At 62.2% G+C, this 19847-nt stretch carries 19 protein-coding genes and 1 pseudogene; 14 read left to right on the top strand and 6 right to left on the bottom strand.

Annotation, left to right across the window (positions count from 1 at the left end):
- Positions 1-636: 636 nt before the first annotated feature.
- From EAO79_RS12095 to EAO79_RS12065, 7 genes are all read left to right on the top strand, one after another.
- Complete coding sequence (locus EAO79_RS12095) at positions 637-993, top strand: hypothetical protein (protein ID WP_124769133.1); 357 nt, start codon at positions 637-639, stop codon at positions 991-993.
- Positions 993-3149 carry a phage/plasmid primase, P4 family gene (locus EAO79_RS12090; RefSeq protein WP_124769132.1) on the top strand — a complete coding sequence of 719 codons (2157 nt, stop codon included), beginning with the start codon at positions 993-995 and terminating at the stop codon, positions 3147-3149. Before EAO79_RS12095 ends, EAO79_RS12090 begins: the two co-directional genes overlap by 1 nt.
- A gap of 39 nt (positions 3150-3188) precedes the next feature.
- The gene (locus EAO79_RS12085; RefSeq protein ID WP_124769131.1) at positions 3189-3611 is read left to right on the top strand and encodes a hypothetical protein; all 423 of its coding nucleotides are present in this window, start codon (positions 3189-3191) and stop codon (positions 3609-3611) included.
- A gap of 301 nt (positions 3612-3912) precedes the next feature.
- Entirely contained in the window at positions 3913-4434 is a 522-nt protein-coding gene (mobC, locus tag EAO79_RS12080) for a plasmid mobilization relaxosome protein MobC (protein WP_124769130.1), read from the top strand.
- Complete coding sequence (locus EAO79_RS12075; RefSeq protein ID WP_124769129.1) at positions 4434-5921, top strand: relaxase/mobilization nuclease domain-containing protein; 1488 nt, start codon at positions 4434-4436, stop codon at positions 5919-5921. Before mobC ends, EAO79_RS12075 begins: the two co-directional genes overlap by 1 nt.
- A gap of 639 nt (positions 5922-6560) precedes the next feature.
- Positions 6561-7094, top strand: a complete 534-nt coding sequence (locus EAO79_RS12070) for a hypothetical protein (RefSeq protein ID WP_124769128.1) — start codon at positions 6561-6563, stop codon at positions 7092-7094.
- Positions 7091-8038, top strand: a complete 948-nt coding sequence (locus EAO79_RS12065) for a hypothetical protein (protein WP_124769127.1) — start codon at positions 7091-7093, stop codon at positions 8036-8038. Before EAO79_RS12070 ends, EAO79_RS12065 begins: the two co-directional genes overlap by 4 nt.
- Positions 8039-8061: 23 nt before the next feature.
- Here the strand turns inward: EAO79_RS12065 and EAO79_RS12060 are convergent, their stop codons facing one another.
- Positions 8062-8286 carry an Lsr2 family protein gene (locus EAO79_RS12060; RefSeq protein WP_124769126.1) on the bottom strand — a complete coding sequence of 75 codons (225 nt, stop codon included), beginning with the start codon at positions 8284-8286 and terminating at the stop codon, positions 8062-8064.
- Positions 8287-8428: 142 nt separating this feature from the next.
- Between EAO79_RS12060 and EAO79_RS12055 the strand changes: the two genes are divergently transcribed.
- The 3 genes and pseudogenes from EAO79_RS12055 (at position 8429) to EAO79_RS12050 (ending at position 9501) form a co-directional block, all read left to right on the top strand.
- A complete protein-coding gene (locus EAO79_RS12055; RefSeq protein ID WP_124769125.1) occupies positions 8429-8785 on the top strand; it encodes a hypothetical protein in 357 nt (118 codons plus the stop codon).
- 38 nt (positions 8786-8823) lie between these two features.
- Positions 8824-8916: pseudogene (locus EAO79_RS19555) on the top strand (DUF2510 domain-containing protein); the annotation flags it as partial.
- A 75-nt stretch (positions 8917-8991) separates the two neighbouring features.
- Complete coding sequence (locus tag EAO79_RS12050) at positions 8992-9501, top strand: hypothetical protein (protein ID WP_241160864.1); 510 nt, start codon at positions 8992-8994, stop codon at positions 9499-9501.
- Positions 9502-9580: 79 nt separating this feature from the next.
- Here the strand turns inward: EAO79_RS12050 and EAO79_RS12045 are convergent, their stop codons facing one another.
- Positions 9581-10045: a hypothetical protein gene (locus tag EAO79_RS12045; protein ID WP_205858638.1), complete on the bottom strand. Its 465-nt coding sequence runs from the start codon at positions 10043-10045 to the stop codon at positions 9581-9583.
- A 120-nt stretch (positions 10046-10165) separates the two neighbouring features.
- Between EAO79_RS12045 and EAO79_RS12040 the strand changes: the two genes are divergently transcribed.
- Positions 10166-11239: a hypothetical protein gene (locus EAO79_RS12040; RefSeq protein WP_124769123.1), complete on the top strand. Its 1074-nt coding sequence runs from the start codon at positions 10166-10168 to the stop codon at positions 11237-11239.
- A gap of 41 nt (positions 11240-11280) precedes the next feature.
- On the opposite strand, the gene EAO79_RS12035 is transcribed toward EAO79_RS12040, so the two are convergent.
- A complete protein-coding gene (locus EAO79_RS12035) occupies positions 11281-11784 on the bottom strand; it encodes a hypothetical protein (RefSeq protein ID WP_124769122.1) in 504 nt (167 codons plus the stop codon).
- Positions 11785-11843: 59 nt separating this feature from the next.
- On the bottom strand, positions 11844-12329 hold the full coding sequence (locus EAO79_RS12030; RefSeq protein WP_124769121.1) for a hypothetical protein: 486 nt from the start codon (positions 12327-12329) through the stop codon (positions 11844-11846).
- A 39-nt stretch (positions 12330-12368) separates the two neighbouring features.
- Here EAO79_RS12030 and EAO79_RS12025 point away from each other — a divergent pair, with 39 nt between their 5' ends.
- Positions 12369-12794 carry a hypothetical protein gene (locus EAO79_RS12025; protein ID WP_124769120.1) on the top strand — a complete coding sequence of 142 codons (426 nt, stop codon included), beginning with the start codon at positions 12369-12371 and terminating at the stop codon, positions 12792-12794.
- A 74-nt stretch (positions 12795-12868) separates the two neighbouring features.
- Positions 12869-13042, top strand: a complete 174-nt coding sequence (locus tag EAO79_RS19100; RefSeq protein WP_164486935.1) for a hypothetical protein — start codon at positions 12869-12871, stop codon at positions 13040-13042.
- 314 nt (positions 13043-13356) lie between these two features.
- Here the strand turns inward: EAO79_RS19100 and EAO79_RS12020 are convergent, their stop codons facing one another.
- Both EAO79_RS12020 and EAO79_RS12015 read right to left on the bottom strand, forming a co-directional pair.
- Positions 13357-14937, bottom strand: coding sequence for an LA2681 family HEPN domain-containing protein (locus EAO79_RS12020; RefSeq protein WP_124769119.1), 1581 nt, complete (start codon positions 14935-14937; stop codon positions 13357-13359).
- Positions 14938-15111: 174 nt separating this feature from the next.
- Complete coding sequence (locus tag EAO79_RS12015; RefSeq protein ID WP_124769118.1) at positions 15112-15825, bottom strand: hypothetical protein; 714 nt, start codon at positions 15823-15825, stop codon at positions 15112-15114.
- A gap of 460 nt (positions 15826-16285) precedes the next feature.
- Here EAO79_RS12015 and EAO79_RS12010 point away from each other — a divergent pair, with 460 nt between their 5' ends.
- Positions 16286-19672, top strand: coding sequence for an SIR2 family protein (locus EAO79_RS12010; RefSeq protein ID WP_164486934.1), 3387 nt, complete (start codon positions 16286-16288; stop codon positions 19670-19672).
- The last annotated feature ends 175 nt before the right edge of the window (positions 19673-19847 follow it).

The raw sequence follows: 19847 nt of genomic DNA, 5'->3' as shown, positions 1-19847 counted from the left end.
CGCGGAGCGCCAGTCAAGACGGCAAGCAAACGCGACCCAGACTTCAATCCCAGAACCAGCACAGCACGCAGCCCTGCCTCCGCCAGCGCAAGCACCGCACTCTGTCCGTGAAGCACGCGCAGAGAAGAAGAAGTGGGTGACGAAGCACAGGAGCCATCACCGGACTGTCATCCGTCGCGTCACCCGATCCTGCCTGGATTCCCGACGGGTATTCACGAGTGGGTGATGAGTTGACAGACAGTCAAACAGTTGTGGCCGGAGGCAATCTCGACAGGATTTACAGTGCGTTTTGCCAGTGCGATGTCAACCCGTCACCTCCGACCCCGAATCCCCTCTTTACCTGGCCAAACTCGGGTGAAAGGAGGGTCTCAGGCGAGTGACGACCGAAACGACGCGTCATCCACCACATGAACGATCCTCAACTCTTCGGTGATCTCAGCTTGACTTAGCTAGGCGAGCCTAGGTATGTTTACCGCGGCCCGAAAATGGAAGGGCAAGAACATCTCGAAGTGCACTGGAAACATCACGACGTAGTTCGACAAGAGGACATGCACCATCGGTGCACGACCGCAAAGGCAACCGGTAATAGGTTCTGCGGTTCGGTCCCTTGAAAGTAGTCAACTTTCAAGGAGAACCATGTCTGAAAACAGATCGATCGCCCCTGTCGCGGCAGGCTCGACCGACGATCCCCTACTCGATCTCGCTGAGGCGTCCGAGCTTCGCAACGAACGAGGCGAGCGGCGCTTTGGGTCGATGTACACGATTCGTCGTCGCGTGAAGGATGGCTCGCTGCCGTATACACGAAAGGGCGCGAAGTACTTCATCCGTCTCTCTGCGTTGGAGTCCCTGGAAAGCGCCAAGGGATCGAGCGACCGCGCAGCTGCAGCTCTCGCCGACCTCGAGATCGCCGCGAATCGCGCCTACGCCCTCAGCGGCCCGCTTTCTGACGAGCAGTGTGACCGTCTCGCCGCCCGGCTGAGAGGCGCTGCGTGATGAGTGCGAACCAGATCCTTGCGAAAAACAGAGTCCGCCCCGCCCATGGCGAAGCGGACCCGAAAGCGTTTGGCGGCGCTGACAACAAGATTAACAACCTCGAGCAGGTCGCGCCACCCAGTGCGCGCTCGTACAACGCGATCATCGCCTCGACCACGACCGAATACCTTGCGCAGCTCGATCCCAACTGTCCCCCTCACCCCTGGACTGTTGAGGCTGACCTTCTCAGCGCGACGAACTTGGGGTTGAGGCTGGAGAACGTGGCCCGCAGCCAGAGCGCAGGCGCAGGCGCTGACTTCAATACGAGAAACCACCTGAGCCTTCTGAAAACACTCACGGCCAGTCAGGTCGCACAGATCCTCGTCTCCCTGCATCGAGTAGTGCGCCTGGTCTCACCCCAAGCGACGAAGGGAGCTCCTAGCGATCACGACTCGATCGCAATGTACGTGCCAGGCGCCGGAATCTATGTGCGAAGCGAGGACACCATCAAGGCGGCTGCCGCAAGGTATAACAGCAGCACGGGGCACTTCTACAAAGATGTGATCGCTCACCTCCGCGTGCAAGCTCCGAACGTGACGACGGACTCTGCGCAACAGTGGGCTGCAGTCGCAAACGGCGACTACAACCGTGCGACCCGCGAGCTTCACCCCTACTCGTCCGAGCGCGTCTTCCTCAGCCGGGTTCCGATTGATTATGTAGCCGAGGCCGCGAACCCCGTGATTCAGAACGAGGAGGATGACACTGTCTGGGATGTGGACCAAGGGATCCTGGCGATCGCGAACAACGACCCCGGAACAGAGCGGCAGCTCTGGGACCTCTTCGCCGCTGTAGCTCAGCCGAGCATCCGGACGAACAAGGCCGTCGCCCTGTTCAACCGCACTGGGAACAACGGCAAGGGGACGATCATTCAGATCTGCCGCGGGTTGGCTGGCGAGGAGAACACGCTCAGTGCCAGCATCGGGATGCTGTCGAAAGACACTACTCTCCCGCTCCTCGCAGGTAAGTCTCTGGTGGTGTCCGACGAAAACGCCACGAACGATTTCGTGAAGAACGCCGAGACTATCAAGCAGCTCTCGACCCGGGAGCCGATCGTAGTGAACCCGAAGTACCTACACCCCTACAACCTTGTCTTCGAGGGTACGCAAGTTCACTGCCTGAACGAACTTCCGCGGTTTGCCGACAGGTCGGACAGCATGTGGCGTCGCTGGCACTTCATCTCGTTGACGGCAGAGTTCGAGGGTCGAGAACGGAAGTACATCAAGGATGACTACCTGCGTCGTCCTGAGGTGCTGCAGTACATCTTGCGTCGCGCGCTGCATGCCGACTTCTCGATGTTCAGCGAGACCGAATCTTCGCTCGATCTGCTGCGCGATGCAAAGATCCACAATGACGCGGCGCGTCAGTTCTGGTCCGAGCACGAACATGAACTCCAGTGGGACCTGCTGCCGCTTGAGATGCTCTACGAGATGTTCAAGGTCTGGTTCGATCGGAACAAGCCAGGTGGGCGGATATCCGATCGATCGACCTTCGATCAGAGCATCAGATCTGCTGTGAAGGACGCCGGTGGCGCGTGGGTTGCTCTGGACCGCGGCGCTCCTAAGAAGGCCTCGGTGCACATGCTCGCAAAGGAGCCGCTTCTCGAGGAGTACGGTCTACCTGCTAAGTGGTACAAGGTGGCTCGGTCGAAGCAGTTTCGTAACGTACTCCATCGAGATAGAGCCGCCGACGCTTTAGCAGCTGCCGATGCTGCACGCCCAATCGGCGCTCCGACCGGAGGTAGAGATATTCATGTCGGAGTGCCCGCGAGCCGGCCGGAGCAGGCCGCGTCGAGTCCATCGGATCGCCACCGGATACTCGAACGTCTCGTAGCGGATGACCTTGCTCTGTGGGAGCGTCGTGCGTTCGATGACGATGGCGTGACGGACATCGCCCATCGACGCACTCACGCGGAGATTCGCAGCATGGGGTCGGGGTGCGCCTGCAGCTTTGGGCCGCAAGCGCGATACGACGATGCATTGATACGCGCAACCCAGGATCTGCAGCTCGCCCTGCAAGCAGCACGCGCGGAGGACGCAGAGGAAAACGTAGTGGACCTGCGTCCGGCCTGGTACCGGGCAACGGATCAAGGCGGCACAGCTGCGGCAGACGCCGCTTAGACCGTGGCCGCAACACGCTACCCCAGACGCCGAGCCTTCTTGAAGAAGGCTGACCGATCGACCAGCAAGACAGGAATGAACATGCGCAGAACAAAGTCACAAGTGCGAGCCGAGCAGATAGCGAGACTTCAGAAAGAACAGGAGGCTTACGAACGCAACATTCGTGAATCGGTAAAGTCCGCCGCGTTCGCCCGCTGCGCAGCCGTCGAGGAGCTCTACGAGATGCTTGGCGTCGCACCGGAACGTCCGAAGACCCGTGAAGGTCGCAGCGGTTTGGTGCTGGTCTCGTCGGATAAGGATGAGACCAAGCGGGCAGGGCGACTCGTCGAGGCGGTCGCTCGTCTCGCGGCCGAGCCTGACGGCCTCGTTGTGCCTGAACAGCAGCGGACTCGCACCTCATCTCCGGCGGACAGCCTGGCCATTCCTCACGGGCATCCGATGGGGCTGCCCCTCACCGGATGACCGATAGAGCAACACGGTAAATCCGTGGTGCGATGCACGGAGAAACCCCGTCCACACCGAACAGGTGTCGACGGGGTTTCTGCGTTACCGAGGGGGGACCCACCGCAGGTGGGGGGATGCGGTCGCGCTCCCCCGGGTGTCGGGCCGGTGGCATGACCAAGCCGTTAGACGCAGACATGAGCGAAGCGATATGTCTGACGGATAAACTGCTTGCCGTATCTCTTGTAGGCTGGATCCACCCCGCGGAGCGAGGGAACACAGGGCCGGACTACAAGAGATACCGAGTGAAGTGGACGGACTGATGACGACGAACGATGAGGCGAGCGAAGCGACGCCGAAGCGTTCAAGGAAGAAGGCCGTCAACTTCACGAAGCGCCGCACACTCCGGTTCACGGACAGCGAGGAACGAGCAGTCGACGACGTGCGGCGAGCTTTGGCTACATCCTCCGGGCGCGACCTCGAAGAGGTCTCCTTCAGCGAAGCGCTTCGGTTACTGATCACCGACAAGGAAGCAACCGCCGAAGTCGAAGCACGAGCCCTAGCGATCGAGCGCGCCGGCCCAGACACGTCGCGCTGGACCCTGGATTGGGTCTCGGATCGGCTCGGCTACGAGCTCTCACCGATCCGCAATCACGTCGCTCACATCGGCGGCAATCTGAACCAAATCGCGAAGCGACTCAACATGGGCGATCCGGTCAATGCCACGCAGATCGCGGAAGCCCTCGAGGGCGTCGCGGACATGCGCGCTGTCCCTGACGACATCGAACGACGCATCGCGATCCTCGTAAGCCGAGGCTTCCCGCCACGCTCGGATGCAAGCTAATGCCCGTCGTCGTGGCAAGCGCCACACGCTCAGCGGACGCACTCATCAATTACGCGCTAAACGACAAGCCAGGGCAGCAAGGCGAGCGCTACGTCATGGCATCAGGCGTCGGCGGGCTTCTCGTCTCGCTCGCCAAGCAACAGATGCGCGACGTCCGCAAGAAATGGGGCAAAGACCGGCCAGGCGCGTTCGTCCACGCATATCACGTCATCGAGAGCTTCGCGAAGAACGAGCTCGACCCCAACGAACCAGACGCGTGGATGACCGCCCAGAAACTCGGCCGAGCCCTCGCCGAGGAAACCTTCCCTGGACGCCAAGCACTCGTTGTAACCCAACGCGACGGCAAGACCGGCTGCGTCCACAACCACATCGTCGTGAACAGCATCGAGAAATCGACAGGGAAGAGCCTCAACAGCAGCGTCGTCATGCACTCACGCCTCGTCGAAGTCCACGAGCGCGTCCTCGACGCCAACGGCTTCGAGCAACGAGCCGACCTCAAACAGGCATTCTCAGACGCCACCGAACGCCGAGAACGCGGCGAACGGAGCGGGCTCCGCCGATCCGCATCCACCGAAGAAGCCGAGCTCTACGAAGCCGAACGTCACCTGCTCTGGGAAGTGGACTGCGACATCTCAGACGAATTCGGAGAACCGCGTACGAAGGAGCCATTCAGCGTCGCCGTGCTGAGATCCAGCATCGAAAGAGCACTCAAAGACCCGGCAGCGACCGACTGGGCCGGTTTCGTCGAGGCCGGCCGCGCCCGCGCGGTGCAGATCACACAACGCGGCAAGAACGGCCGAGGAATCTCTTACGGCATGATGCGGGAGAACCCTGATGGCACGCTCGCCGACCCCTCCCCCAGCGACCGCCGACGGTGCACAACGCTCGGCACACCGTTCGAGATGGGTGCCATCGAACAAGGTCTGCAGCAGAACCACGACGCACACCTTGCACGACTGCACGCCACATCTGTCAGCAACCCTCACGCCCAACCAGCCCGGCCGGCGACACTTACTGACGCGAAGGCACGCAGAGCCGCAATGGACGATCGTGTCCGAGCGACCATGGATGAGGTCCGTGCGCGGCTCGACCCCGATACCGATCGCCGAGTCGCCGAGTTCATCGCAGCGAAGGCCGAGGAAGCACGACTACACGGGACGCATAAGCCGCCGAAGATCGAGGAGCCTGCCCCTGAATCCCTCGCACTCCAGCAGACGTTCACCCACATATCCACTGAGCCGACACGCGAGCTCGCGACCGAGTCGTTGCCGCCCGTCATCACTCCGCTCCTAGGGCCAGCCACCACCCACACAGAGACAGTCAACGAAGACCCCCAGGACTTGCTGACGACCACGGAACCGACGGCGCCAGCAAGTGCGAAGGAATCGTCAGAGTCGATCATGCGCAAGCGCAAAATGCGGTTCCCTGAGCTCTTCGAAGACCCGCAGGGTGAGAACAAGCATCGCGGCCGCTCATTCGGCGACTAACGCTCGCATCTTTGCGAACATCCGTCGGCCCATCGGGCTGCGGCAGCATCTCCGACATCTCGGGCAACTGGTCCGAAGACGGCCTGGCCCGATAACAGCTCACAGCTGGTGCCCACATCTGGTCACACTCTGGCCCATTCGGCCCAAGACCTGACCGATATCTGGCCACGCAAAGTTCGGGCATCGGATTCGGCGAACGCAGGGGGCGAATCCTGGGTGCGTCCGGCCCGCGACCTGACCACCAACTGGCCCAACCGCGGTCACAGACATTCCTGACCACCCCACGGTCTACTTTTGGACCATATCAGCCCACAATCTGCCCACCGTCACCCAAGCCCGGATGTCATTCTTGCTCGTGAACCAGCACGAATGAATGTTCCGGAGTAAATTGCGGTTCATCAGGTATTTTGTGTGGATACGGCGTTCCCGAACGAGCGCTTGACTGGGCCGTGATCGAGTGCGATTCTTCACCTCATGATGGAAGCTAGTGACCGCCCGACCCAGATACGGGAAAACTCCGCTGCGGCTGCCACGCGCCGGCGCGAGACTCCGAACGTGAGGGCGTCATCCCCCTCAGTCGCGTCCGCAATCGACCGTCTCCTCGAGCAGGTTGGGTCCAGTGGCCGCGACGCGAAACTCGTGGTCGCCATTCTCAATACGCTGACGACATTTCTCGAGAACGCCCCCGAGGATGAGTTCGCCGACGATGCGCCGCCGAAGTCGATCGACAGCGCGCCAGATCCGGAAAGCGTAGGGGGCCCACGTCGAAGACGTCGACGGACGTTCTTGTCGAAGCAACGAAAGGACCACCTGCTGGCCGTCATCAACTCCCTGAGCGACGATGAAGCGGCCTGGTACCTGGGCGTTGGCCTACGCCAGATCCGGCGCCGCGTCTCGACAGGTAACTTGTACACCTTCACCGTCGGAGGCAAGAGAAGGTACCCGATGTGGCAGTTCGGAGACCGATTCCACGTCCTACCGGGACTTCGTGAGACCATCGAAGCCATTCCGCAATCCTGGTCACCCGAGCGACTAGAGCGATTCATGACCATCAAGCAGGGTCCACGCGTCGAAACCAGACGTGTCTCCCCGGCGATCTGGCTACTGAATCACGGCGACCCAGAACGGGTCGTCAAGCTATTGGCAGCTAGCACTCAAACCACAGGAACGTGACCCGCCCCATGTTCGCCAACAAAAGGATCACCACAGAAGCTCAGCTGCAGCTCACGGTTGCCGAGTTGCTCACCCGTGTCGGCGCCCCACTCGGCGAAGAGCTACTCCTCATAGGGTGCGAAATACCCTTCCGAGATCTCTCGCGCATCGACATGCTCGCGATCAACCGCGAAGGAACTATCTACCTCATCGAACTGAAGTGGGGCAAGACGAGCCCATCAAACGAAGTGGTCGGGCAGATCCTGCGGTACTGGGGGCAGTGCGTGACGCTGAGCAGAGCTGACCTGATCAGGATGGCCGCAGACCGCGCGCGCATAGACCTCGAGGCCTCCTTCCGAAGGCGCTTCGGTCGCGATCTTCCAGCCGACATGAATGCGCGACAAATGCTCATGGTCATCGCACCCTCCTTCGGCCCGAAGCTCACTGACTCACTTCTCGCCCTCGAGTCGGAAACACGATCTGTCAAGCTCGTCGTGCACGTCGTCGACGACATGCAAGTGACCTTCTTTCCTTGGACGAGCTCAGGCCGGGGGCCAGCACACCACGCGGCCTCCAAGACGCGAGCTCCACGCCCGGTTCCCGTCCATTCTCTTCCCTACAATCGCAGCCACGAATTCGAAGAGTTCTGGGCTGACGCGCAGCCGAAGTTTGCTTCGGAGAGCTTCACAGTCCTCGGCCTATACGCGGACTATCTGGCCTGGCGTCAACGAGCGTCCACATCTCATGAGACGAGACGTCATCCGCTACAGAGCAGCCCCATTCAAAATGGGCTATTCGGCCGCCAGCTGGCATCGCAAGTGTACGAACATGGCGGCTGGGAACACGGATACATGCGGGTCGGCGCGATCGTCCGCCCGCTTGCGCCACTCAGGTCGGCGCCTTCGTTCAGCTACCGCGTTACAGATGGCCACAGGATCTCCGCGTACAGACGACTGGTCGACTAGACAGACAAGGATTACCCGCTCCGTCACGACCTCTTCGCGCGAGCCTTCCGTGTGCGCGGCGGTCCCTGAAGCTGCCGCGCAGCCTCCACATACGGAGCGAGGGCCTCGCGGAACGCCGCAGCGTTCGCTGACGTGAGATCGATCTCGTAAGCCCGACCATCAACGAGGAACGACAGCGACTCTCCACCGTCATCAAGGGGTTCACCGTTGAGGTCGTCAACCATTGTGACGGTGCGTCGTATTGCCATGAGTCGTCTCCAATGAGTTCCTGACTAACGACCACCTTATCTACCGCTTGTACTGAGCGGCATACGGCCCGGATCTTGGGGAGCGTTCAAATCCCCTCACCCACCGTCGCCAAATCTAGCTCGCCCGGTACCCTGAGGACCAATGACTGACTCCTGGCTCCTCATCCTGATCCCGATCGGCATCGTTCTCGCGATCTGGGCAGCGATGCAGTTCCTCGTAGGGAGCAAGCGAGTCAGCATCGGCGTCCTCCTCACTCTTGTCGTCGCCTACGCGTTGGGCGCATTGGGTCTCTGCGGGGTGCTGTTCGGGGTCCCGTTGCTGACGCAGACCGACCGTGCGTCTGCCGAGCTGACGGAGCCGTCCTTCAGTGGCGGCATCGTCGTGACGTTCCTGGTCCTTGCAGCGGCTGCGCCGGGTATCGCCACGGCTCTCCTGCTCCTTGCCGGGTACTGGGTCAAGGCGAAGCTGCCTCGCCGGACTGGTCGAAGCGCTGCGTAGGAGATCCTGCTTCGCGCCCGTTCGCTAGGCTTCCGGCTATGTCTGACGCTCCTCCTCCGCCGCCGCCTGCTGGCTGGTACCCCGATCCAGACGAGGTTGGCTCCGAGCGTTGGTGGGACGGTGCCGCTTGGGGGCCTCGTAAGTACACGCCTCGACTCGAGACCGGTCGCCGTAACGCCGACTTACCTTCGGCGTCCGAGCGGCGCATGCAAGTCGCGATTGAGCGGGAGCTGGAAGCTGAAGATGCAGCAGCTGCCGCCTCGCCCCAGGCAATCGCCGCTCTCCAGAGGCGGCGTGTGAAGATCGGTGCAGGCCTTGCGGCTCTAGGCCTCATTGCCCACATCATCACCGTGCAGTCGATCGCCGCCCACAATCGTGCGCCATCCTCCGCGGGAAACGCAGCCGAGCCTCTTCTCTCGGACGAGTGCAGCAACGCCATGGTCGCCGCAGAGAACGAACCGTCCGAGAGCGAAGTCGCGCTCCTGGCGACCCTCGACCAATGCGGCACGTCGGAGCAGTGGATCCTCGGTATCCAGGAACACCCGACGGCCGGCTCGTTCACGTCCTACTCGAGGGCGGAGGCGATTGACTTCCTCGACCTCGCTTGCATCCGACACACGGACGCCGTCGTCTGCATCGACGCCGCGGCGCAGGGGCACCTGACCTACGAGCTCGATGATCCGCGCCTCGTCGAGCTGCAGGTCCCGCGCGGCTGATCGCGCGTCCGAAAGAAGAAGCACCCCATCAGACGGTGACGTCTGATGGGGCGCAGTGGCGTAGCGATCGAGTAGCCGGCTACTCCCGCTCGAGGCGGACGGTCATGGTCGTGCCGAGCGCAGTGACCTCGTAGGACAGCTCGCCGTTCTCGTAGGTGAACGTCTTCGCTGCGTCACCGGAGGCCATGATGGCGCTCTCGGTCTTCGAGGTGTCGTTGGCCGAGTCCCACGTGAACGACTGCGACGCATCCGCCGGCGCACCAACGGTTCCGGCCCAGTAGAGCGACTTCGTGTCGGTCGCGACCCAGTAGACCTCGATGGTGTCACCGGTGATGGTCGCGGTCTGGAAGCTGTCGGCGCTCTTGGAGTTCGTCTGCTTCCACTCGCCGGTCAGGTCGACCGGCTTCGGAGCCTCGGAGGTTGCCTGCGCCGCAGAGCTCCCGGGTTCGTTGGTGCTGGCTCCGGAGGAGCAGGCGGTCGAGCCGAAGGCGACGGCGGTGAGGAGTGTGAGCGCGGCGACGCGCTTGATGATGGTGCTGTGCATGTCGCTCAGCATAGTGATCGCCTGAGTTCGGAGAGGACGGCGCCTGCGGGTCAGTACGGAGCCCAGCGTGTCGGGGCCGGAGCTCGCCCCCGAACGTCGGTTCGATGGCACGATCGGACCATGAGCATCCCACCTGTGACACCTGAGCTGCTTGGCGCGCCGGTTGCCATCTGGGCTCTCGTGATCTCTGTGCTCGGGTTCTTGATGGCGATCGCATCGCTCGGCTGGCAGATCGTGAAGCACTTTCTCGATGGAGGACGGGTCAGCGTCTACCTCAACGCCGCGGTCCTCGAGCCCGACTACATGCTCGCCACTGTGGACAATGGCAAGTTCGAGATCCGGAACGACGAGGCGGTAGAAGCCGTTCTGAAGGGGCGGGCACTCGAACTTGCTCAGGTCGTCGTGGAGAATCGCGGCAAAGTCGCGGTGACGGTACACACCCCGAGCCTCAGCTTCAGCGGTCACGGGAAGAAACGGCACACTGTCACTCCTCGGATGTTCGCCACCGAATCTTTCGGAGCGAAACGGGCCGTGGTCGAGGACGTGGTGCGTCTCGAACCCTACGGTCGCGTGACCTTCCTCATGGACTACTGGAGCATCATGCCGTCCATTCTCGAGGATGCCCCAAAGGGTTGGGTCGACGTCCGCGGATGCGTGCAGGTTGCCGGTCGGATGCGCAGGCCGCAGCGGTCAAGTCGTCGCCTGCGATGGCGCATCCGGGAGGGGATGTACACAGCCATTCCGGGGTCGCCCGCATTCACGCCGTTCGCTGTGATCTGGCGAGCCATCTACGGACGACTCCCGGAGCGGGCCGACGAGCCCCGGCACCAACCCGACTCTGGACGCGCGCTCACACGAGGAATGCTGCGATACCCGCTTGAAGCAGCCATGGGGCAGTTCGCTGTGAGGCCCGACGTCGATGCGTTCGCGGATGCGCTCGGCGCTGAGGCCCAGCGGTTCGAGGACCAGAACTTGTTCGCCCGCTTCAACGCGTACGACGCATACGCTGCCCTCGATCGGATGGAAGGCCACCTCACGGACTGGACGTTCGGGCTGGTCTCGTTTGACCTGCGCAGGGCTCGTGATGCGCGAGCGGCACAGGCATCGGTGGCGGCTCGAGACGAGGACTCGATCGAGCATGACGTGCCGAACCCGGACGTCGCAGCTGAGCCGACGGCACCAGGTCCGGAGTGAGAACACCTCATCGGCTCCTTGGCCGCCGATGAGGGCTCGCTTCAGGGTGCGACGATGCTCGGTACGCCGAGCCCCAGCGACGCAACCGCCTCACGCACCTCCGCGGCGAAGCGCGCCCGGAAGTTCCCCAGCGGGAACGGGATCGCCTCGTCGTGCAGCAGTGGGGCTCCCGCGGCGACGAGGGCCAGCGCTAGCGCCCGGAACGTGGGTGCGTGACAGATCACGATTCCGTCAGGGGCGAGGTCGAGGATCTCGCGGGTGCGCGCCGGCGCGTGCTCGAGGAGAGCCCGTCGGCGATCGCCGGAGGAGAGCTTGTTCACCGGGTAGGGCGCGAGGTCGATCAGCCAGACCCCGTCATCGCGCAGTCGCGTGAGCCACGGCGTGCGGTCGTCACCGGTAGTGACCTTCGCACCGTAGAGCGCGAGGACGACGCCGCGGAACAGGTTGTCGGCACGGGAGACGGTCGGTGCGTAGAAGAAGCGGCGCTCCGTCGCCGCGGCAGCACCCGAGTCGGGCGCCGACTCGGCGACCAGAAGGAGCTTCACGTGGTGCGGCTTCCACTGCACGCGAAGCTGCTGGTACCAGGGGTCTTCGGCGGCCACGGTCAGCCGGCCTGGCTTCCCGGGATCGGATCCTTGCCGCCGCCGAGCGGGTTCTTCAGATCGAGCAGCAGCTCGCTCGCCAGAGCGCGGGTAGTGAATGCGAGATCGAGCGCGGTACTGTCCGCCGGGTCGTTGGCACACAATTGGGAGACGAGTCCCATGTTGGTCGTGATCATCTCGTAGGTACCCCGGTAGCTCGGCAACGGTGTCGCCTGTTCCAGCTGCAGCCCCGTGATCCCGACGAAGTCGCAATCAGCCGGAGCGTATGTCTCGACGTAGGAGAACAGCGCTCCAGCAGCGATGCCCAAGGCTGCCTGCGCTGCCGAATCGTCGATCCCAGCGTCACCACTAGCTCCGTCAGGAGAGGCCGTCTCGCCCGAGGAAGATGAAGTGGTCTCGGCTGCAGGCACGTTGATCGTGATGCACCCGGCGAGGAGCGGGGCGGACAAGAGGAGGACGGCAGCGGCCGAGAGGGAGCGGAGTTTCACGACCTCAGCGTATCGACGCCGCTCGGCATAATGGGGCTCATGCCCAAGTTCGTCACGCCCGTCGCTGTGCTCGCTGCAGCGGTCCTCCTGCTCTCTGGCTGCTCCGGCGGTAACGTCGGCGACGGCCGCCCGTGCGAGGCCGTTCCACCTGAGCTGCTGAGCGCGATCGCGGACGGCGCCAACGATGGTCCCGCGATCACCCCGATCGCCGCCGGCGCCGTGAAGTCCATCGAGCGCGGCGACGTCTACATCGTCGCGATGAGCTTCACGACACCGGGCTTCGAAGACGAGCCCGAGGTCGGCGTCTGGGGCATCGGCAGCTCGCTCACTCCCGGTTCCGGTCCCTTGGTCGCCATCGACAGCTTCGCGGCCGAGTTCACCGTGTGGCCGCACCAGATGAACGGCGAGGAGTTCTCGGTGGCCGAGGACGGCGTCGACGAGGCGAAGGCCTGCCTCGAAGGCTGAACCCAGTACCGGGCACGCCGAGCCCTTGTGGATAACTCAGAGCCCGGGCAGCCCTGATCCGTGAGACTCGACCCATGATGACGCCGCAGTCCATCAGGGACAGATACGCCGAGTTCGTTGCACGACAGATCACGGGTGGGATCGAGGATCCCGACGGTCTCCTTGAGGGTTCACTCGACGTCCTCGACGACATCATCGCCGGGCGCGAGACGCGCTTAGCTGACCGGGGTGGAGTCGGCGGCGGCTAGAGGTCAAGGTGTCGTATCGTGAGCCGATCCAGACACGAGAAGAAGTCAAGTGACCGACGATCCCGACCTGCAGGCGAAGAACGACATCCGCCGCGGGACGCTTTGCCCATCGGACGTCGATTCCTGCCCAGGTGATCGCGTCGCGCGCCCAAACGGATGCACGGACGGGCTGCCCCTGCATGGACGTTGCTCAATGAACGTCGCACCGCCGAACGCACCGTCGAGTCGCTTAGGCTGCGTCGACGCTGCTCGCCAGACAGGCACGATTCAGTCGCTGTCCCGCACGGAAGTCCGCTGAACGCTCCCAATGATGCTCAGTACTGAAGTGGAAGCGGAAGCGAGACGCGGAGCTCATCATCGATGCTCTCCTGCTGATCCTGGATAAGGTCGATGAGATAGATATAGGCGGACCTAGCAACACGAAGCGACTGGTGGGTCGCTCGGATGAGCGCCTCCGCGTCGACACTACTGTGAGCTTTTTTCGTGACGCCCGTCGGTGCAAGGTGTGTCACGTGCACGAGGCGATGGGTGCCGGCGTTACGCAGCACCTTGGCCTCGGGGTACATTCCGTCATCGTCGATGTCGTAAGCCAATTCAGCGAGGGCTGCGGCGGCGCTCACCATCTGGTCGGGCACTGGGAGTTCCGCGCGAGGTCGATCATCGTCGCGTAAGCGCCAATAGTTGAAGAAGTTCACTTTGGTAGGCTCAACACCGGACTGAAAGTGGTCGTTCGCAGCGACGGCAATCTTGTCTAGGAGGTCCAAAGTTGCGCGCTGGGCGAGAACGAGCTGTGCCGTCGGCTCACCATAGATCGAAAGGTCCAGGGTATCCGCGTAGGTGCCCGGGTCGGCAGGATCCTGCTCGAACATCGAATCCGTCAGCCGGGTTTCACCATCGTAAGCAAGGCGTCGGGCCACGAGATACTCAGCTTTGAGCACGTTCATGGAGGTGAAGATCAAGGGCGGATCAGGTGTGTCCTGGCCGACACTTACGGCTTCGATCATCGCGCTGTCCCACCGCAGATCGTCGGAGCCGAGTCCCTCGACGGCAACAGTGAGGGCCAGACGGTGGCGCTTTATCCACTGCTGATACTCATCGAGCGCGTTGCCGTCATGAGAAAGGTGTCCCTGACTTCCGGATGGAGGGAGAGCGTCCCATCGGCATGCTACTTCTTCGCCCGCAACCTCAACAGTCCGGGCACGGTGCTGCTGAGCTTGCTTGCGATACTTGTCGTATACGGCGGCGTAGTGACCGCTAAGACCGCGCCCACGGGCGGCTCTGATGCGCAGAAGTTCGGCCGCGTTTCCGGCCGCGTTCCCGTTCGTCGGATCGGCCGCTAGGGCGTCAACGTAGGCCTGGTAGGCCTCAAGCCATCGACCCGAATGATCTAGAGCGTTTCCAAGATTGCAAAGAGCCCTAGCGCGTAGGTCGCCATGCTCGGCGGAGTACCCGACCCTGGCGAAGAGCGAGCGCACGCGCCTTAGCCGGTCTCGGTCGCGAAGCTCCAGGACCGAGCGCGGGACATCTGGCTCAGCGGTATGCCACTCTTCCCGATCGACCATGTTCAAAGCGGCGAGCCCGTTGGCGATGTTGTACTCAACGTTTCCTCGGAACTCAGGGACAGATTCGTCGTCGAGAATCTGCTGCGCACATTCGATTCCGGCTGTGATGACGGCTCTGTCGCGACGATCAGTACCGAGATTCGTGAGTAGCGATGAACAGCTGAACTTCAGGGAAGACCACTGCAGGTCTCCGAGTTCGCCGTCGATCAAGGCCTGATCGGCGTCGCTCGAGAGCTCCAGTAGTTTTGCGATGGCAGCCGTGTGGCCGCCGCTCGCGAGTCGTGCGACGATGTCGCGCCGCTGGACCCATGCACTGGGAAGGCGCTCGTCCATCTTCTCCCAATCGCTCGAGGGCTCTCAGACTAGCGGTGCACGCTGACTCACCAACACGCTGGCCGGCACCGGAAACGGCGTCGCGACCAAGATCCTTGCTCTTCGCAGTCCCCAATAGGGCCGCCTCCGAGGATGGAAGACGGCCTCCTCTTAACAGAGGCTCGCAGCCATCGCCTACGCGGTGGGGTCCTCTCCAATGTCGCCTAGAAAGCTGAGGAGGCTTTCTCCATCCGCCGTTGTCCGCGACTCGAGCGCCCCAGGCCCTGTCCCGATCGTCGAGAGGTCAACCTGGACGAGCCTTTCCGCCACTAGGTCGCTGACGGCATCAAAACCACGCCGAGCCAACTCCTCGTCGCCCTCAAAAAAGTACCTGCTCAGCACCTGCCCGACGGACTGCATGTACGAGTTGCTGATCTCGCTGATCGCTTCCGGCCGATGCTTCGCAAACCACCCCTGTGGCGAACTCAGGTATCGGAGAATTCGAATGTGGCCTGGCGTGAGGGTCGAAATGAGGTCCAAATACCGTTCTCTCCTGTTGAGGTCGGTGGTCGACCAGCTTCCGGCGTTGGCGACAGCCTCAGCAAGCATCTGGCGCTTCTGCCGGTCGGCCGTCTCCCTCGCGGCTCGGAGTGTTCGATGAACAGCGGCGAGGAATTCATCGTCCGCCGGATCGAAGAACTGGCCATGTCGTGCTTCCAGGAGGGTAACTCTGGCGGCAGTCCAAGCCCAATACTCCTCATCGCGAGTGCGCTGTTTTGCAGCGACAGCTGCAGCGAGGGCTCCGCTGGCGAGGCCTCCGACAACAGGGACATTGCCAAGTAGACCAAGAGCAGCTCCGGTTACTACTCCCTTGACGGGCGATGATTCGGGAACTTCAGAGAACGGCATGATGATACTCAAGCAGATTCCGATCCGCGACGTCGAGAGAGGCCGGCAGGTGCGCTTTACACATCGTGTTTGCGCACCGCGCACGACACGAACGGAGCCATGCCGAATTGCTGTTGTGGCACGCGGACACGAAGCCACTGGAGTCACAGGTGACTCTTGCCGATTCCCGGCGAGTACACTTTACTCGCCGGAAACAGTTGGGTCGACAGCGATCTCCGACCAAGCGGGGCGATGCAGTCCGCGGCCCCGGCACGGGCCCGGGAGGGGACCAGGATCAATGTGGATAACCGGTGATGTAGAGCTGCCCGACGAAATTCTTGACGCTCATGAGCGGGGGAAACTCGTGTTCTTTGTCGGCGCAGGGGCATCACTAGCGAGCCCTTCTAATCTCCCCCTTTTTGAAGGCCTCGCTAGAAAACTCGCTCGCCGTGCGGCTCACCCCTTCTCCAAGCGCGGCGGGTTGGACTTCTTCGTAGGGCAGCTGGAGTCCCTGCCCCAGCACTTCGACGTGCATCATCACGCACGTGAGCTGATCGCCAACCCTAAGTCGAAGTTCAACTCACTGCATCGCGCCATCATCTCTCTCGCCGGCCTGGGCAGCACCTTCCGGGTCGTGACTACCAACTACGACGACCACCTGGCATCGGCCGCTGCTGAAGCGCTCGTGGCAATCCCTGACACCTGGCATTCGCCGGCATTGCCACTTGGGCGAGACTTCGCCGGTCTTGTCCATCTGCACGGCTCGGTGCTGCGCCCGAAGGAGGAGATGATCCTCACGGACCGCGACTTCGGCCACGCGTACATTACCGACGCCTGGGCAGCTCGATTCTTGCTGTCTATGTTCGCACGATTCACCGTGGTATTCGTCGGATACAGCCACGATGACGTGATCATGCGCTACCTCGCTCTAGGACTGCCATCAGAAGGCGAGCACGAAGCCACTCAGCGCTTCGCTTTTACGAATGACCCGTCGGACGCGAAGTGGAAGTACCTCGGAATTCAACCCATCGCTTATCCGGCTGTCGGGCGCAACCATGGCGCGCTGGTAGCGGCACTCGATGCTTGGGGCGAGCGCGCACGGATGAAGCAAACCGAGCACAGGGCCCTGATGCAGGCTATCGTCACTGGCGGTACTAAGCTCCCGCTGCCCGACCGCGACTACCTACAGGTACGCCTAAGCACCGAGGAAGGCGCCTTAGACTTCGCTAATGCCATTAGCACGCTGCCAGACGACGCCAAGCTCGACTGGTTGCTCTGGCTGGAAGATCTTCCCGAGTTCAAGGCGCTCTTCAATCTCCAGGATGTTACAGAGGCGCCCTCCGTCCTTGGGCACTGGTTCGCGCGAACGTTCATCCAGTCGCCCGACCTCAACGGAGCAGCCCTGCAAACGTTGCAACGCCTCGGACAGTCAATGGCGGGCTCGCTATATCAAAGCGCAACGTGGGTTATGGATGAGCTCGAGCGAGAAGATGCGACTGCCGGAGGGCGTTGGCGAGTGGTACTATCCTCATCTATTCAGGGCCATTCCTCCCCTTTGACTTCGGACCTCCTGACGCCCCTTTTGTCCGAGGGTGCGGCACCCAGCACGGCCGTGCTGCGAACGGCGCTGCGGCCCCAGCTCCGCTTGGAGCGACGATGGTACCTCGGCGAGTCCGACAATCGCGCCGTTCCGCCTGATGCCAGTATCGCGTGGAACTCGGACGAACATGGACTTTCGCAGCAGATTCGCCTCAGCGTTGAGGCAGCTCCGGCGGGCGATCGGTCGCTCGGAGGCGCTCTTCAAGAAGCACTTACGAGCGCATACGACCTCCTAGAGGCTTACCGAGGTGAGCGTCGTTGGGATCCCTTGACATTCAGTCGTTCGGCGATCGAACCGCACGCGCAAGATGGGATGCGTGAACCACTCGACGCGATTGTGGACGGCCTTCGCGACTACGGGCTGAAGGCGCTGCTAGTTCGGCCCGCACTACCCGATGAGTGGTGGGAAGTCGGCCGCGCACTGATGCGGCGCCTCGCGCTGCATCTTGTCGCTTCAGATCCCGTGCGTAGCGATGACGAGAAGCTTGAATGGGTTCTCGCTCGAACTGGCCTGTACGCGGACAACCTGAAGCACGAGATTTATCAAGTGCTCAAAGCTGCAGTTCCCAATGCAACACCAAGCTGCAAGGCGCGTGTCTTGACCGTTGTCGAGGCCGGCCCCGGCTACCCGGAGGATCTCCCGGACCATGGCCGGCATCACACGTCTGCCAGGTTGAACCTACTCGCATGGTTAACGCAGGTCGCTCCAGATTGGAGTGAGGCGCAAACCGCATTGGACTCTGTCCAGGCGCAGAATCCTGACCTCAGTGCAGGTGAACACCCTGACTTCGACACCTGGATGTCCAGCGGCACTAGGGGCGGTACGCCACCGATGCCCATCGACGACTTCATACGCGGGCTCGACGAGGACCTCTCCGGCGCCCTCGACGCGTTGCTCTCTCAAGACTACTCTGAGCGAATCTTCGAACAGCCCGACTGGTCTGATGCGCTCGAGCTCGTCGCGCTCGCCACTCAGCGCCGCCCCGATCTTGGAATGGACCTATGGGACGTAGTGGCCAGTCGTGGCGACCTCGCCGCACAACAAGGCGATCTCCACCGATCAATCGTGAACGGCTGGGCCGAGGCCGAGCTCGCCGCTCTAGGTACCGGTCCCGCCGATCGAGTCCGTTCAATGGTCGATGATCGTGACTCTGCACACGCGATCGGCCAGTTCCTGCTGAAGCAGATCCGACAAGGGATCGACTTCGAGGAGTCATCCTCAATTGTGGCCCTGAGAATATTGGCGCGCGCCCTGTGGGAGGCTCAGGGAGCGACCTACACGCATAGTGATGATTTGACGCCGCTATCATTCGCGCCGCTCTACATGAACTCATGGCCTGGATTTCTTGCGCAGTTCTGGGGTGCAGAAGTTGACCGACGCTGGCGGCACCATCGCGATGACTGGGCAGGGCTCAGCGACGAGGAATCTGAGGCCCTTGTTGCGCTACTCAGCGGCAACCGGCATTCTCTCGATGCCACCCAACCGGCTGTCGCAGGAGAGCTCTTCTTCTTTTTCTCCGCTGATGAAGACTTCGCGATCACGCATCTGCTGCCAATCTTTCGCGATGACGAGAGACATGCGTTTGGCTGGTACCCGTTTCTCTTTCACGTCAGGTGGAATGACCACCTTCTACAGGCCGGCTTGCTGGACTGCATCCTCGCCGAGATGGAGCGGCTCGAAGCGATACACGACGCAAGGCTGCAACAGAACTTTCTTGGACTAGTTGCATCGATTGTGTCCTACGCGGGCATCTCATCCGCAAACAGACGGCGACTACTTGATCAAATCGTCCTCGCATCGGACGGGGCACACGCCGTCGCATTTGCGGAAACCGTAGTGCGGTTCATCCGGTCAGATGGCGTCGATGGAGCCGAGGTGTGGCGTAGCTGGCTTGGCAAGCATGCAGAACGCCGCCTCACCGGTCAACCGCGGGTCGCGACCCCGGAAGAACTTGCCCGTTGGGCCGACGCTGTCCCCGCTGTTGGTAGGTTCACGTCCGCGGCGGCGACACTGTTCAGTGGTCACAACATCGGACTAAGCGAGCGGTCCTTCCATCCCGACCTGCCGCAGAATGCGCTCGATACACACGGCACTGCGCTCCTGGCGTTCCTCGCCGAACGGGTCAGCAACACGAGCGCGCGAGGCCACACGACAAGCTATAGGATCGCGAGACTCGTGGACGCAATTCGGGCGGCAGCTGGTGAAGAGGCTGCTCGACCGCTCATCGACGCCGCAAGGGATGGCGGATTCATCGCTGATTCGCTGTAGGTGCGGACTGCGGACGGAAGACGCCTTCGTCAGAGTCGGACGAAGTGCTGTAGCGGCCGCTCCTGCCGCTGGCTCGTGGATGAGAACATCGCCTCTGGAGGAAGGTTGCCAGCGCAGTCACTAGCCAAGTAACAGTTGCATATTGCATCTGGGTCTGCCAAGCTAACCCCGGTTC

It is taken from the genome of Plantibacter sp. PA-3-X8, from assembly GCF_003856975.1.
Classification (GTDB): domain Bacteria; phylum Actinomycetota; class Actinomycetes; order Actinomycetales; family Microbacteriaceae; genus Plantibacter; species Plantibacter auratus.
This window is presented reverse-complemented; position numbering and strand designations above follow the sequence as displayed.